The sequence below is a fragment of the Gordonia sp. VNK1 genome, from assembly GCF_040049135.1.
In the GTDB taxonomy this organism is placed as follows: Bacteria; Actinomycetota; Actinomycetes; order Mycobacteriales; family Mycobacteriaceae; genus Gordonia; species Gordonia oleivorans.
Genome location: NZ_JBDZDJ010000022.1, coordinates 1 through 14355, shown reverse-complemented (window position 1 = coordinate 14355; position 14355 = coordinate 1). Strand labels below are relative to the sequence as shown.

The 14355-nt window shown below is 66.8% G+C and carries 15 protein-coding genes; 13 read left to right on the top strand and 2 right to left on the bottom strand.

Annotated elements, in window-relative coordinates:
* Positions 1-473: 473 nt before the first annotated feature.
* A complete protein-coding gene (gene hpt, locus ABLE94_RS21190; RefSeq protein ID WP_348807605.1) occupies positions 474-1043 on the top strand; it encodes a hypoxanthine phosphoribosyltransferase in 570 nt (189 codons plus the stop codon).
* Positions 1044-1323: 280 nt separating this feature from the next.
* Here hpt and ABLE94_RS21185 read toward each other — a convergent pair whose 3' ends face one another.
* Positions 1324-2046, bottom strand: coding sequence for a DMP19 family protein (locus tag ABLE94_RS21185; protein WP_348809762.1), 723 nt, complete (start codon positions 2044-2046; stop codon positions 1324-1326).
* 554 nt (positions 2047-2600) lie between these two features.
* Here ABLE94_RS21185 and ftsH point away from each other — a divergent pair.
* The 12 genes from ftsH (at position 2601) to ABLE94_RS21125 (ending at position 13404) form a co-directional block, all read left to right on the top strand.
* Entirely contained in the window at positions 2601-4961 is a 2361-nt protein-coding gene (gene ftsH, locus ABLE94_RS21180) for an ATP-dependent zinc metalloprotease FtsH (RefSeq protein WP_348809761.1), read from the top strand.
* A 90-nt stretch (positions 4962-5051) separates the two neighbouring features.
* Complete coding sequence (folE, locus tag ABLE94_RS21175) at positions 5052-5627, top strand: GTP cyclohydrolase I FolE (protein ID WP_348807618.1); 576 nt, start codon at positions 5052-5054, stop codon at positions 5625-5627.
* 29 nt (positions 5628-5656) lie between these two features.
* Positions 5657-6505 (top strand): dihydropteroate synthase, encoded by an 849-nt coding sequence (folP, locus tag ABLE94_RS21170; RefSeq protein ID WP_348809800.1) that lies wholly within the window; start codon positions 5657-5659, stop codon positions 6503-6505.
* Complete coding sequence (gene folB / locus ABLE94_RS21165) at positions 6505-6876, top strand: dihydroneopterin aldolase (protein ID WP_348807608.1); 372 nt, start codon at positions 6505-6507, stop codon at positions 6874-6876. Before folP ends, folB begins: the two co-directional genes overlap by 1 nt.
* The gene (gene folK, locus ABLE94_RS21160) at positions 6873-7388 is read left to right on the top strand and encodes a 2-amino-4-hydroxy-6-hydroxymethyldihydropteridine diphosphokinase (protein ID WP_348809760.1); all 516 of its coding nucleotides are present in this window, start codon (positions 6873-6875) and stop codon (positions 7386-7388) included. Before folB ends, folK begins: the two co-directional genes overlap by 4 nt.
* The gene (locus ABLE94_RS21155) at positions 7385-7912 is read left to right on the top strand and encodes a DUF3180 domain-containing protein (RefSeq protein ID WP_348809759.1); all 528 of its coding nucleotides are present in this window, start codon (positions 7385-7387) and stop codon (positions 7910-7912) included. Before folK ends, ABLE94_RS21155 begins: the two co-directional genes overlap by 4 nt.
* 7 nt (positions 7913-7919) lie before the next feature.
* A complete protein-coding gene (locus tag ABLE94_RS21150; protein ID WP_348809758.1) occupies positions 7920-8684 on the top strand; it encodes an AAA family ATPase in 765 nt (254 codons plus the stop codon).
* A gap of 54 nt (positions 8685-8738) precedes the next feature.
* The gene (locus ABLE94_RS21145; protein WP_348809757.1) at positions 8739-9953 is read left to right on the top strand and encodes a DUF6779 domain-containing protein; all 1215 of its coding nucleotides are present in this window, start codon (positions 8739-8741) and stop codon (positions 9951-9953) included.
* A gap of 193 nt (positions 9954-10146) precedes the next feature.
* Positions 10147-11151: a Rossmann-like and DUF2520 domain-containing protein gene (locus tag ABLE94_RS21140; protein ID WP_348809756.1), complete on the top strand. Its 1005-nt coding sequence runs from the start codon at positions 10147-10149 to the stop codon at positions 11149-11151.
* Positions 11148-12068, top strand: coding sequence for a pantoate--beta-alanine ligase (panC, locus tag ABLE94_RS21135; protein ID WP_348809755.1), 921 nt, complete (start codon positions 11148-11150; stop codon positions 12066-12068). The genes ABLE94_RS21140 and panC overlap by 4 nt, the downstream gene beginning before the upstream one ends.
* 79 nt (positions 12069-12147) lie before the next feature.
* The gene (gene panD, locus ABLE94_RS21130; RefSeq protein ID WP_348807614.1) at positions 12148-12582 is read left to right on the top strand and encodes an aspartate 1-decarboxylase; all 435 of its coding nucleotides are present in this window, start codon (positions 12148-12150) and stop codon (positions 12580-12582) included.
* Positions 12583-12597: 15 nt separating this feature from the next.
* The gene (locus tag ABLE94_RS21125) at positions 12598-13404 is read left to right on the top strand and encodes a type III pantothenate kinase (RefSeq protein WP_348807615.1); all 807 of its coding nucleotides are present in this window, start codon (positions 12598-12600) and stop codon (positions 13402-13404) included.
* A gap of 556 nt (positions 13405-13960) precedes the next feature.
* On the opposite strand, the gene ABLE94_RS21120 is transcribed toward ABLE94_RS21125, so the two are convergent.
* The coding region (locus tag ABLE94_RS21120) for a transposase (RefSeq protein WP_348809754.1) at positions 13961-14355 on the bottom strand (395 nt) is incomplete at its 5' end.

Below are 14355 nucleotides of genomic sequence, written 5' to 3'. Positions count from 1 at the left end.
GGCAATGGTGAGGTGACGCAGTCGGATCCCGAACGGTCGGGCTTGTCGGTAAGACGCGGCGGAAGGTCGAGGTGGTGCGGTGGTCGACATGGTGGGTCATTTCGATGGTGTCGGGTCCGGTGCCCCGGAGTCGAATCCGCCCGGCGGTGGTCGACCGGGCTCTGTTCTGTGGTCCCGTTATTCATTTTTTTCGGCAATCAAATGGTGCGGTGGCTCGGGGCGGAATGTTGGGAATGACCCGGAATTTCCTGTGGATATTTGATCTACGACCGTGAGAATTAACGAATAAACGCTGCCGTGACTGATGTGGCGTGTTGTGATCGCACCGTGACGCCGGTGCCGACCGACGGTGTACGACGTCGGGCACTCATGGCGGTAGGTCGGCCGATCACCGGCCGATGGTCGATGTCGACGGCGGGCGAATTCTGCCCGTGCGTGCTGCGCCGCCTCGTGGACGTGTCAAGCTTGAGTCCGTGGCGAACGAGACCCAACATCACTACGGCGACGACATCGAAGCGGTGCTGATCACCGAGGAGCAGATCAAGGTGCGCACCGCCGAGCTGGCCGAGTCGGTGGCCGCGCGGTATCGCGAGCTCGACCAGGATCTCGTGCTCGTCGGAGTCCTCAAGGGCGCGATCATGTTCATGACCGACTTCGCCCGCGCGCTACCCATCCCATCGCAGATGGAGTTCATGGCGGTGTCGAGCTACGGGTCGTCGACGTCGTCGTCGGGTGTGGTGCGCATCCTCAAGGACCTCGACCGCGACATCGAGGGCCGTGACGTCCTCATCGTCGAGGACATCATCGACTCGGGCCTGACGTTGTCGTGGCTGATGAAGAACCTCGCGACGCGCAACCCGCGGTCGCTGGAGGTGTGCACGCTGCTGCGGAAGCCGGAGGCGGTGCGCTCACCGGTGTCGGTGGCCGACGTCGGCTTCGACATCCCCAACGAGTTCGTCGTCGGTTACGGCCTCGATTACGCCGAGCGGTACCGCGACCTGCCGTTCATCGGCCGGCTGCGCTCGAGCGTGTACGAGCACTGACCGCACCCTCACTCCGGCTGGTCGAGGTGCGAGTAGCCCCCAGGGCCTTGCGTTGAGCTCCGTCGAAACGACGAGCCTCGAGACCACCCACACCTTGCTCCCGCCGGTCGAGGTGCGAGGAGCCCCGCGGGCCTTGCGTTGAGCTCCGTCGAAACGATGAGCCTCGAGACCACCCACACCTTGCTCCCGCCGGTCGAGGTGCGAGGAGCCCCGCGGGCGACGAGCCTCGAGACCGCCCGCACCGACGCTGGAACCTCACCTCAGCGAGACTGCCCCGAACTCAGTTGTGCTCGACGCGACCGTTCTCGAACCAGACGAGTCGGCGACTGCCGCCGATGTCGGGGCGTCCGCCGACGCGATAGAAGCACTCGACACCCGATTCGCCCGCGATCGTGATGGGGCGCTCGCTCTCGATTCCCTGGAATTCGACTCCGACCTCGCGGCATCGTGACATCGCGGCGGCCTCCGGCGACGGATTCTCACGCTTCATCGCCGCCGACCTGGCGTCGTAACCCGTGGCCCGTTTGCGGGCCGCGATGTAGTCGTCGATCTCGGCATCGTCGAGGACGAGGAGTTCGGGACGGTTGCACAGGAGGTCGACGTTGGCGCGCTCGAGGTCGTCGGCGATGGCGTAGAGCCGGTCGTCGAGTGACTTCAGTGACGAGATCGTGTCCGCGGTCATCAGGTCGCCCCAGATTTCGAGTGCGGCAGTGTGACCGATGGCGACGAGACCCGCGTGGGCATCGGCAATGACGTCGTCGTCGAGTTCGGCGGCGTTGCTCAGGAATTGCGCGTGTCCACCGTTGCGGACCTGACCGACGTAGTAGCCGACGGCAATGTGTCTCGCGATGGCGGGATTGACCTGGTCGGACCCGATGAATGCTGCCGACAATCGGTAGGTGACGTCGATCAGCGAACCGATGATGCGGATCGGATCGTCCTTGTCGAACGCCTTTCGGGAGATGACGATGGCCGATGCGGTGTATCGCTCGTCGGGATTCACGACGATGACCCTACGGCGGGGTGTGGGGTGGGGTTGCAGCGTCGGTGCGGGTGGTCTCGAGGCTCGTCGTTTCGACGGAGCTCAACGCAAGGCCCGGGGGGCTCCTCGCACATCGACCGACATCGACCGGCGGGGGTGGGCCAGCGGGTGCGGCGGGGGCGGGGTGGGGTTGCAGCGTCGGTGCGGGTGGTCTCGAGGCTCGTCGCCCGGGGGGCTCCTCGCACCTCGACCGGCGGGGGGCCAGACGCTGGGATGGCCCATGCTTCCTGCTCACCGACCCGTGTGTGCGCCGCGCCGCGATGCAGGAGGAGGCGACCAGCGAGCGAAGCGAGCGGCGTCGCTGACGACGAAGAGCGGTGCAGGTGGGCGCACACACGCGCGATCGCGGAGCGATCGCCAAAAGCAGGGAACGGTTTCACCTGCGTGATCGTTGACCGGTAGCCTTATCACAACGAGCGCGGTTGCTGGTCTGTTCGCCGCGCTCTCGAATCGATGGGAAGGACGATTGGGAACGGCGCCGTCTCCACCGGCCCGCCGGCCCTCCACCAATTCGCATGAACCGCAAGACAGTCTTTCGTAACCTCGCCATCGTGGCGGTCATCGTGCTCGCCTTCTGGGGCTGGAGCGTGTGGCGTGACAATGATCGCGAGTACACGGCCGTGGACACCTCGGTCGCGTTGACGCAGCTCAATGTCAAGAACACCAAATCGATTCAGATCGATGATCGTGAGCAGCAGCTCCGCATCGAGACCGATACGCCGGTCAAGGTCGGTGACGATGAGCTGACCAAGATCAGCACGAAGTATCCGGCGGCGGCGAGTGAAGAGATCTTCAACGACGTCAAGGCCACCGGCGCTCCGTATCAGACGAATGTCAACGAACAGTCGGTGTTCTGGCAGATCATGCTGTTCATCCTGCCGATGATCTTGCTGTTCGGTTTGTTCTTCTTCGTGATGAGCCGCATGCAGGGTGGTGGTCGTGGTGGCGTGATGGGCTTCGGCAAATCGCGCGCCAAGCAGCTCACCAAGGACATGCCGAAGACGACGTTCTCCGATGTGGCGGGTGCCGACGAGGCCGTCGAGGAGCTGTACGAGATCAAGGATTTCCTGCAGAATCCGGCGCGCTACCAGGCGTTGGGCGCGAAGATCCCGAAGGGCGTGTTGCTGTACGGCCCGCCCGGTACCGGTAAGACGTTGCTGGCGCGGGCGGTGGCCGGTGAGGCCGGGGTGCCGTTCTTCACGATCTCCGGTTCGGATTTCGTCGAGATGTTCGTCGGTGTCGGTGCCTCGCGTGTGCGTGACCTGTTCGAGCAGGCCAAGAACAACAGCCCGTGCATCATCTTCGTCGACGAGATCGACGCCGTGGGTCGCCAGCGTGGTGCGGGACTCGGCGGTGGTCATGACGAGCGCGAACAGACCCTCAACCAGTTGCTCGTCGAGATGGACGGTTTCGGTGACCGTCAGGGCATCATCCTGATCGCGGCCACCAACCGACCCGACATCCTGGATCCGGCGTTGTTGCGTCCGGGCCGTTTCGACCGGCAGATCCCGGTCGGCAATCCGGATATGGCGGGTCGTCGCGCGATTCTGCGTGTGCATGCCAAGGGCAAGCCGATCGACGCCGACGCCGATCTCGACGGTCTGGCCAAGCGCACCCCGGGTATGTCGGGTGCGGATCTGGCGAATGTCGTGAACGAGGCCGCGTTGCTGGCCGCGCGTGAGAACAAGCAGACGATCACCGCGGAGATGCTCGAGGAGGCCGTCGACCGGGTGATCGGTGGGCCGCGTCGTAAGAGCCGCATCATCAGTGAGCACGAGAAGAAGGTCGTCGCCTACCACGAGGGTGGTCACACCCTGGCCGCGTGGGCGATGCCCGATCTCGATCCGATCTACAAGGTCACGATCCTGGCGCGTGGTCGGACCGGTGGTCACGCCCTGGCGGTGCCGGAGCAGGACAAGGATCTGATGACCCGCTCGGAGATGATCGCCCGGCTGGTGATGGCGATGGGTGGTCGTGCCGCCGAGGAACTCGTCTTCCACGAGCCCACGACGGGTGCGTCGTCGGATATCGATCAGGCGACGAAGATCGCTCGTGCGATGGTCACCGAGTACGGCATGAGTGCCCGCCTGGGTGCGGTGCGGTATGGCCAGGAGCAGGGCGATCCGTTCCTGGGTCGTTCGATGGGCAATCAGACCGACTACTCCGCCGAGGTCGCGAATGAGATCGACGAGGAGGTGCGTCGTCTCATCGAGGCCGCGCACACCGAGGCGTGGGCGATCCTGTCGGAGTATCGCGACACCCTTGACGTGTTGGCCAGCGAACTCCTCGAGAAGGAGACGTTGACGCGTAAGGATCTGGAGAAGATCTTCGGCCAGGTCGAGAAGCGCCCGCGGATCACGACGTTCAACGATTTCGGTGATCGCACCCCGAGTGACAAGCCGCCGGTGAAGACTCCCGGTGAGCTCGCCATCGAGCGCGGTGAGCCGTGGCCGCCGCCGGAGCCTGCGAAGGTTCCGGAGCCGGTCGGTGCGGCCGGTGGCCAGCCGGGCGGTTTCGGTCAGCCTGCGGGTGCGGCACCGGCGTATCCGCCGCAGGCCGCTCCGGGTGGGTATCCGCCCGCGCAGCAGCATCCGTATCCGCCGCAGCAGAATCCGTATCCGCCGCAGGGTGGTTACCCGCCGCAGCAGTCGCAGCCGGGTGGCTATCCGCCGCCGCCGGCCGCACCGCCGGGTGGTGGTGCCACGTGGCCCGACTATGGCGCTCCGCGCGACTGGTCGGCGCCGGGCTGGCCGCCCCGTGAGGAGGGGCCGGGTGTCAACGGCGGCTCCGCCCCGAACGGCGCGAACGGTCAGCATGGGCCCGGCCCGAATGGGACCGGTCAGCATGGCAATGGTGTGAACGGCAACGGCGCCTGAAGGGTCACCTCGATGACGATCAGCAATGGTCACCACCCGGACGTCGCTGCCCTGATCGGTGACGATTCCGTGGATTCTCCGGCGTCGGTCATGTCCGGACGTCACTTCGATCAGGCGCGCGCGGAGGCGGCGGTGCGCGAGCTGCTCATCGCGGTCGGGGAGGATCCCGACCGAGAAGGGTTGCAGCGCACGCCAACTCGTGTGGCGAATGCCTATCGGGAGATGTTCGCGGGGTTGTACACCGATCCGTCGGCGGTGCTCGCGACGACCTTCGACGAGGACCACGACGAGTTGGTGCTCGTCAAGGACATCCCGATGTACTCCACCTGTGAGCATCATCTGGTGTCGTTCCACGGGGTCGCCCACGTCGGCTATATCCCGGGTGAGAGCGGCGAGGTGACCGGCCTGTCGAAGTTGGCGCGGCTGGTGGATCTCTACGCCAAGCGGCCGCAGGTGCAGGAGCGACTGACCAGTCAGATCGCCGACGCGTTGGTGGCCCGGCTGAAACCACGGGGCGCGATCGTGGTGATCGAGGCCGAGCACCTGTGCATGGCGATGCGCGGCATCCGCAAACCCGGTGCCCGCACCACCACGTCGGCGGTCCGTGGCCTGTTCAAGACCAGCGCGGTCTCACGCGGCGAAGCGCTCGACCTCATCACACGTTGACCGGCGATCCCGATGCCCGCACGCAGATCATGGGCATCATCAACGTCACCGCCGATTCCTTCTCCGACGGTGGCCGGTACCTCGATGTCGATGCCGCACTCGCGCATGCGCGGCGCCTGCTCGACGACGGGGCCGACTGCATCGACGTGGGCGGCGAATCGACCCGGCCCGGCGCGATCCGCGTCGACTCCGACATCGAGATCGCCCGGGTCATACCGGTGATCTCGGCACTCGCCGCCGGCGGCGTCACCGTGTCCGTCGACACCATGCGTGCTTCGGTGGCGGCGGCCGCGATCGAGGCGGGTGCCGCGATCGTCAACGACGTCTCCGGTGGTCGTGCCGACCCGGACATGGCGCGGGTTCTGGCCGATTCGGGTCTGCCGTGGATTCTGATGCATTGGCGCCCCGCCGGGGAGGATTCCGACGCCGGTCGCCGTTTCACGCATCGCGTCGACGACACCGGCGGTTACCACGACGTGGTGGCCGAGGTGAGCCGTGAACTGCTCGGGCAGGTCGATGCCGCGGTGAGCGCCGGCGTCGATCCCGATCGCGTCATCCTCGATCCCGGTCTCGGCTTCGCCAAGACCGCCACCCACAATTGGGCTCTGCTGCATGCCTTGCCGACCTTCGTCGGACTCGGTTTCCCGGTGCTCATCGGGGCGTCGCGCAAACGTTTCCTCGGCACCCTGCTCGCCGACGGCGGGACCGATCGGCCGCCGGCCGGGCGTGACATCGCGACCGCCGCGGTCAGCACCCTGGCCGCGGCGGGCGGTGCGTGGGGTGTCCGGGTGCACGACGTGGCGAGCAGTCGCGATGCCGTCGCGGTGGCGACGGCCTGGGCACAGGGTGGCTCCGGGCGCATCGAGGGAGGGCACTGATGGCAGATCGGATCGAGTTGCGCGGACTGCGGGTGCGCGGAAATCACGGCGTCTTCGACCATGAACGGTCCGACGGCCAGGACTTCATCATCGACATCACCCTGTGGCTCGAGTTGCGGATCGCCGCGGCTTCCGACGATCTCGCCGACACCGTCGACTACGGCGCGTTGGCGCAACGTGCCCACGACGTCGTCGCCGGAACCCCGCGGAACCTGATCGAGACCGTCGGCGCCGAGATCGCCGACGACATCATGGGCGATGAACGCATCCACGCCGCGGAAGTGGTGGTGCACAAGCCGTCCGCACCGATCCCACTGACCTTCGACGACGTCGCCGTGGTGACCCGACGTTCCCGGAAGTCGCAGCGATGAGCCGCACCCGCGCGGTCCTGTCGGCCGGATCGAATGTCGGTGATCCGATGGCGAATCTGCGGTCGGTGGTCGACGGGTTCGGCGCCGATGTGGTGGCGGTGTCCGACGTGTACGCCACCGCACCGTGGGGTGGTGTCGAGCAGGCCGATTTCCTCAACATCACGCTGATCGTCGAGGGGGAGCGGAGTGCCGCCGACTGGCTGCGCAATGGTGCCGAGCTCGAGCAGCGTGCACATCGGACTCGTGACGTGCGTTGGGGCCCAAGGACACTCGACGTCGATGTGATCACCGTCAGTGATGCGGCGGGGGTGGTGCGCAGCGACGACGAGGCGCTGATCCTGCCGCATCCGCGTGCCGCGCAGCGCGCCTTCGTGCTCGTGCCGTGGCTCGAGATCGATCCCGACGCGACGTTGTGGACAGATGGCGGTGAGCAGCGTGTCGACGATCTCGTCGATCGGCTGCCGGCCGCCGACCGCGAGGGTGTGCGTCGTGTCGGGGCGGTGCCGCGATGACGGTACCCACCCCGCCGCCCGGCGATGACGAGAAAGAACGGATGGGGCCGACGAAGCCGTTCGACCTCGTCGTCGTCGCCCTCATCGTCGGTGTCACCGCGTGGATCCTGGTCCGCTACAACTACTCCAGCGTGCCGCCGCTGCCGGTACTGACCGGCATCGTGCTCTACCTCCTCGCGATCATCGAGGTGGTCGTGGGGTTCATCGTGCGCGCGCGGGTGGAGGGTCGCGACGTGGGACGTGCTCGCGGACAACTGCATCCGCTCACCGCGGCCCGCGTCCTCGCGCTGGCGAAGGCCTCGGCGATCCTCGGTGCCATCGCCACCGGTCTGTGGGCCGGGGTGCTGGTGTTCCTGCTGACCCAGCATGACATCGCCGCGGCCGAGCGCGATCGGCCCGCCGCGGTGGTCGGCCTCATCGGTGGGGTGCTGCTGACGGTTGCCGCGTTGTGGCTGGAGTACTGCTGCCGGGCGCCCGACGATCCGGAGGATTCCATCAACGGGTCGAGTCCCGGGGCGGCCTGAGCGGGCGATGTCGACGGGCGGGGGACGTTTCGTGCGTGGCATGTACCTGCCGCGCGACGCACTGCGCGACGGGTATCCCTTTGATCTTCCGGTGATCTCGCGGATCCTCGAACCGCGTGGAATTTCGTTTCCGGCGGGTGCGACGTTTCTCGTCGGGGAGAACGGTAGTGGTAAATCGACGCTGGTGGAGGCGCTTGCCGTGGCGGTCGGACTCAACGCCGAGGGCGGTAGCCAGAACCATCGCTTCAGCACGCGGGCCACCGAGTCGGAGCTCGGGTCGGCGGTCACGGTGATCACCGACGGCCGGACGCCACGCAGCAGGTTCTTCCTGCGTGCGGAGTCGTTCTACAACGTCGCGACCGCGGCCGAGGAGATCGGCGTCGACACGGTGGGCGGGGTCTCGCCGCACGAGCGGTCACACGGTGAATCGTTCGTCGATCTGATGCGGCACCGCTTCTTTCCCGGCGGGCTGTACCTGATGGACGAGCCGGAGGCGGCGTTGTCCCCGCAGGGGTGCCTGGCGGTGGTGGCGCTGATGGCCGAGCTGGTCGCCGACGGTTCCCAGCTGATCATCGCCACGCATTCGCCGATCCTGCTGGCGCTGCCCGGCGCCAGGATCTACGAGATCGATGACGACGGTGAGATCGACGTGGTCGGCTACGACGAGGCCCTCCCGGTGCGGATGACCCGCGATTTCCTGGCCGACCCGGCGCGCTATCTGCGGCACCTCGGGGTACCCGGGGCTGCGCCCTACCAAACCCGCGATTCGTGACTCTCCGCCGGGCTTGGGAGATAACACAGAGATCAACGGGTAAGTTGCACTGATATGACGACCACCTCCGGCCGTTCCTCGGACACTCGGCGCACGGGCCGCTCCGTCGGCCAGTGGCTGCTGGGTCTGCTCATCGTCCTTGCCCTCGCGGCCAGCATCCTGATGATCTTCACCGACAACCTCTCGATCACCGGCTCGCTCGCGGTGATCGCGGCGTTGTGGGCCGCGGTGATCGGTGCGATCCTCGTCACCCGGTTCCGCAAGCAGGCCGAGACCGCTGAGGCCAAGAGTCGTGACCTCCGCCTGGTCTACGAACTGCAGTTGGAGCGGGAGATCGCCGCGCGCCGGCAGTACGAGCTCGACGTCGAGTCGACGATCCGCCGCGAGGTGGCGGCCGAATCGGGTGCAGAGCTGGCGGCCCTCAAGGAGCAGGTCGTGTCGCTGCGATCGAGCCTGGAGCGACTGCTCGGCGAGTCGCTGCCCGACGATCAGGTGGCGTTGCCCAACGAGAAGCTGCGTGAGCTGGCCTCGGGCCTCGGTGGTCACGGACTCGATCCGCATCCCTACGGCGGTCAGTACGACTCTCCCGAGGCCTACGCCCACGACGACGGGGTTCTCGCCGCCCGCGACTTCGCGCAGACCGCACCGTCGGCCGCCGACGGTCGCCACATCGGGCCCACCGCCGATCCGAACGAGATGACCGAGGTCATCCCGGTCATCACCGACGATCCGCTGTCGCGTCCCTACGTGGCCGAGGCGCCCTACGAGTCGGTGTATGAGACCGAGTACGCGTCGGTGCTCGCCGAAACCGACGAGGTGACCGACGTCGAGACCGCCGACGCGGCGGACGCGGAGATCGCCGACGTCGTCGACGACGGTGGTGTGGCCGGTGGCCCGGGGGTCGGGGAGGCCCCGTCGGCCGACGAAGAGCCACCCGCCGCCGCACCGGTCTCGGCCTACGTCGACGAAACGCCCACCGACGAGTGGGCGACGCAGGCCGCGCAGGCCGAGCCGACCGCACCGGCCCAGCCGACCGGTGGTCCGGTTCCCTTCCTCGGTGGTGGACGGCATGAAACGGTCGGTGCCGCAGCCGGGTTCACCGGTGGGCGTCGTCGTCGCCGGGAGGATGAGCCGGAGCAGCCGGTGGCCGCCGAAGCCGCGGCCGACGACTTCGACAACGCACACTCCAACGGACTTCCGGTGTCGGAGTTGCTGCGCCAGTTGCGGGAGACCGAGGGCGGGTCGGGTCGCCGTCGCCGTCGCGACTGATCGATGCCGTCGCCGTCGCGACTGATCGGTGCCGTCTGATTCGGTGAGCCCGGTCACACGTATTGGATCCGTGGCGACCTGACGGCCTACCCTTGCTCTGCAACGTCTGGTACCCGGCCGGGTGCGTTCCGCGACGACATCGATGCGGAATCTCTCGGCAGCCCACGGGACTGGAACGACCTGGAGGACAGTGGTGACCTCATCGGATGATGACGCCTACGCGGCGCGTTCCGGTGTCCCCGCAGATCCTGCGTCGGGATTCCCCGGCATCGCCAATCTCCCCACGCCGGCCCGTCTGACGGTCGGCATCATCGGCTCCGGGCGTGTCGGTACCGCACTCGGTGCGGCACTCGAACGTGCCGGTCACGTCGTCGGTGCCGTCCTGGCCCGTTCCCCGCAGTCACGTCGTCGGGCGGCGGCACGTCTCCCGGAATCGGCGGTCCTCGACCTCGACGGTGTCCTCGCCCGTTCCGAACTGCTCCTCGTCGCCGTCCCCGACGCCCAGCTGAAATCGGTGATCGCAGATATTGCCGCGTCCGGCAGCTTGCGTCCGGGCACGCTGGTCGCCCACACCGCCGGTGCGCAGGGTGTCGGCATCCTGGAACTACTCACCCGGCGGGGTGCGATGCCGTTGGCCATCCATCCCGCGATGACCTTCGTCGGTACCGACGACGACACCGCCCGCCTCGCCCGCGCATGCTTCGGTATCACCGCCGCCGACGAGGTCGGCGAGGCCATCGCGTCGGCGCTCGTCCTGGAGATGGGTGGTGAGCCGGTGCGGATCGCCGAAGCCGACCGCACGTTGTATCACGCGGCCCTCGCGCACGGCGCCAACCATCTGATCGCATTGATCTCGGATGCGGTGACGGCGCTCAATCACGCCATCGCCGGGCCGGGCGGCGTCGGACATCCGACCGCCACGGTGGACGGTGATCCGGTCCGCCTGGCCGAACGCATCCTCGGCCCACTGGTGACCGCATCGCTGCAGAACGTGCTCGACCTCGGTCCCAGTGCCCTGACCGGTCCGGTGGCGCGCGGTGACGCAGCGGCGGTGGCTGCCCATCTGGCCGCGTTGCGCGCATTGCCCGGGGGAGCGGAGACCGATTCGATTGCCGAGTCCTACCGCATGCTGGCGCGTCGGGCCGCTCACCAATCCGATGCGCCGCCTGCGGTTTTCGACGTTCTGGAGTCCCGATGACCAGTCATGTGATCGCCGGCGAGGCGAACCTCTACACACCCGGAACGCTGACGGTGCACCGTGATCCGGTCGACCTGCAGCGAGTCAGCAAGGCGCTGCGCGGATCCGGTAAGCGGGTGGCGCTGGTGCCGACGATGGGTGCCCTGCACGCCGGCCACCTGGAGTTGGTGCGGGCCGCGAAGAGTCGCGGCAACACGATCGTCATCGTCTCGATCTTCGTCAATCCCTTGCAGTTCGGCGAGGGTGAGGATCTCGACGCCTACCCGCGCACCTTCGACGCCGACCTCGCCCTGCTGAAGCCGCTCGGCGTCGAGTTGGTGTTCGCCCCCACCGTGGTCGGGATGTACCCGCAGGGTCGTCGCACCATGATCCATCCCGGCCCGGCCGGTGACATCCTCGACGGTGCTTCGCGCCCAGGACATTTCGCCGGAATGCTGACCGTGGTGAACAAGCTGCTGCACATCGCGGCACCACACGCCGCGTACTTCGGTGAGAAGGATTACCAGCAGCTGGTGCTGATCTCGCAGATGGTCGACGACCTCAACATGGACGTCGAGATCGTCGGGGTTCCCACCGTCCGTGAACCCGACGGGCTCGCCCTGAGTTCCCGCAACCGGTATCTCTCCGAGGAGCAGCGGGCACTGGCCACCGCGCTGTCGGCGGCGTTGACCGCCGGATCGCACGCCGCACCGGGCGGCGGTGACGCCATTCTCGCTGCGGCGCAATCGGTTCTGGCTGCGGTACCGGAGATCGAACTCGACTATCTCGCCCTTCGGGGCCGGTCTCTGGAAGATCCGCCGGCGAAGGGACACGGGCGATTGCTGGTCGCGGCTCGGCTCGGCCCGGCCCGCCTCATCGACAATGTCGGCGTCGCGATCGGCCTGAGCCTGGAGGAACGCGAGGCCAGATCCGAATGAGACCACCGACTTTCTGCCATCCCACCGATCCGCACTGAAGTACCGATCCGAACTGAAGTACCGAACAGAGGACCCGCACATGCTCCGCACCATGATGACCTCGAAGATCCACCGCGCCACCGTCACTCAGGCCGACCTGCACTACGTCGGTTCGGTCACCATCGACGCCGACCTTCTCGATGCCGCCGATCTCCTCGAGGGAGAACAGGTCACCATCGTCGACATCACCAATGGCGCACGCCTGGAGACCTATGCGATCGCCGGTGAGCGTGGGTCCGGTGTGATCGGCATCAATGGTGCCGCAGCGCATCTCGTGCACCCCGGCGACCTGGTGATCATCATCGCCTACGGCATCCTCAACGAGGCCGAGATCGCCGAGTACGCTCCGCACGTCGTCTTCGTCGACGAGGCGAATCGTGTGCTGGAGTCGGGCACCGATCCGGCTCGCGCACCCGAGGGCTCGGGGCTGCGCGATCCGCGCCATGCCGACGTGCTCGTCGACGCCAACGCCTGACGACTCTCGCCTCGTATGCTTCTCACCATTGACGTCGGCAACACCAATACGCACATCGGGGTGTTCGCCGGGACCGGTGCTCACGCCACGCTGGTGAACGATTGGCGCCTGCACACCGAACCCGACCGCACCGCAGACGAATTGGCGTTGCTGATCAAGGGTCTGTTGGGTGCGGACATCGAGCAGGTCACCAGTGTGTCGGCGCTGTCGATCGTGCCATCGCTGCTGCGGGAACTGCGCGTGATGGTCGCCCGGTACTTCGACAATCCGCACAACGTGATCCTGGAACCCGGTGTGCGGACCGGTGTTCCACTGCTGGTGGACAATCCCAAGGAGGTCGGCACCGATCGGGTCGCCAACTGCCTTGCCGCCCACCACATCTACGGCGGACCGGCGATCGTCGTGGCCTGCGGAACCGCCACCGTCGTCGACGCCGTCTCGGTCAAGGGCGAGTTCCTCGGCGGCGCCATCGCTCCCGGGGTGAACCTGGGCGTCGAGGCGTTGAGTGAGCACACGGTGACGGTCCGCAAGGTCGAACTGATGCCACCGCGGAGTGTGCTCGGCAAGAACACCGTCGAGGCACTGCAGTCGGGCATCCTGTTCGGCTTCGCCGGCCAGATCGACGGATTGGTGGAGCGCGTCCGATCCACCGTGCCGGGATTCGACGGCGACGACGTCGCCGTGGTGGCCACCGGCTTCCTCGCTCCGCTGATGTTCGACGAATGCCGCACTCTCACTGTGCAACACCCGCACCTCACCCTCGAAGGTCTGCGTCTGGTGCACGAGCGGGCCAAGCAGCAGTCCCGCGGTCGGGGTCGCTGAGTCGCCCCGCCCACTCGTTGGTCGAGCCGGCTCTTGTTCCGCCGGTCGGGCCGGCCCTTATTCCGGCGGTCGGGCCGGTCCTTGTTCCGCCCGTCGAGCCGGCTCTTGTTCCGCCGGTCGAGCCGGTCCGGAGCGATAGCGGAGGACCGTGTCGAGACCCCCGCAACCCGACGACGAAACCGGGCCACCACCAACCGAACACAGCGCATCCCAAACTGACATCGTTCACCCCCAACCGATTCCGCGCCGACAAAACTTGTCGGTGGTCATCGCTACACTTGACTCAGTTCAGTTGGAGCGACCGAGCAGGGGGTGAACACCATGGCCGACACCACAATTCGCACGACTACCGCACCGCAACTGTCGATGACCGCCGACGACGCGGCCATGATCGATCACCTTCCCGTCGAGGCGGCCACCGCTCTGGCCCGTTCCCTGCAACGCCAAGAGCGGCAGGTGATTGCTCGGAAGGTGTTGTCGGCGATAGTGCCCCGTGGAGTGGTGGACTTGGATCGGCGTGGACTCACGCGTAGTGATCAACGAGTCATGGTGAATGCTAAGCGCTTTGGTGGGATTGGTCCAGCGCTGCGGTGGCGTGTCGTTTGGCGGTGATCACCTTCTTGAGTTCGAGCATGGACACATCGGAGAGGTAGCGGCGGGTGACTTGCCATTCGTCGTGGGCCTCGATCACCACCGCTGTGGCCAACCGCAGGAACGCGGCCGGGTTGGGGAAGATCTCCACGACATCAGCTCTGCGCTTGATCTCCTTATTGAGACGCTCGATCGGATTATTGGACCAGATCTTCTGCCAGTGCGCCTTCGGGAACACGGTGAACGCCAACACATCTGGCTTCGCATCACGCATCATCGCCGCCACCTTCGGAAACGACGCCTCAAGGGTGTCGGCGACCTGATCCCACTGGGCGTGGATGTCCTCGGGTTCGGTGTGCG

Coding starts and splice junctions, on each gene's coding strand:
- ftsH (WP_348809761.1), top strand. CDS start 2,601: ATGAACCGCAAGACAGTCTTTCGTAACCTCGCCATCGTGGCGGTCATC.
- folE (WP_348807618.1), top strand. CDS start 5,052: ATGTCCGGACGTCACTTCGATCAGGCGCGCGCGGAGGCGGCGGTGCGC.
- folP (WP_348809800.1), top strand. CDS start 5,657: ATGGGCATCATCAACGTCACCGCCGATTCCTTCTCCGACGGTGGCCGG.
- folB (WP_348807608.1), top strand. CDS start 6,505: ATGGCAGATCGGATCGAGTTGCGCGGACTGCGGGTGCGCGGAAATCAC.
- folK (WP_348809760.1), top strand. CDS start 6,873: ATGAGCCGCACCCGCGCGGTCCTGTCGGCCGGATCGAATGTCGGTGAT.
- ABLE94_RS21155 (WP_348809759.1), top strand. CDS start 7,385: ATGACGGTACCCACCCCGCCGCCCGGCGATGACGAGAAAGAACGGATG.
- ABLE94_RS21150 (WP_348809758.1), top strand. CDS start 7,920: ATGTCGACGGGCGGGGGACGTTTCGTGCGTGGCATGTACCTGCCGCGC.
- ABLE94_RS21145 (WP_348809757.1), top strand. CDS start 8,739: ATGACGACCACCTCCGGCCGTTCCTCGGACACTCGGCGCACGGGCCGC.
- panC (WP_348809755.1), top strand. CDS start 11,148: ATGACCAGTCATGTGATCGCCGGCGAGGCGAACCTCTACACACCCGGA.
- panD (WP_348807614.1), top strand. CDS start 12,148: ATGCTCCGCACCATGATGACCTCGAAGATCCACCGCGCCACCGTCACT.
- ABLE94_RS21125 (WP_348807615.1), top strand. CDS start 12,598: ATGCTTCTCACCATTGACGTCGGCAACACCAATACGCACATCGGGGTG.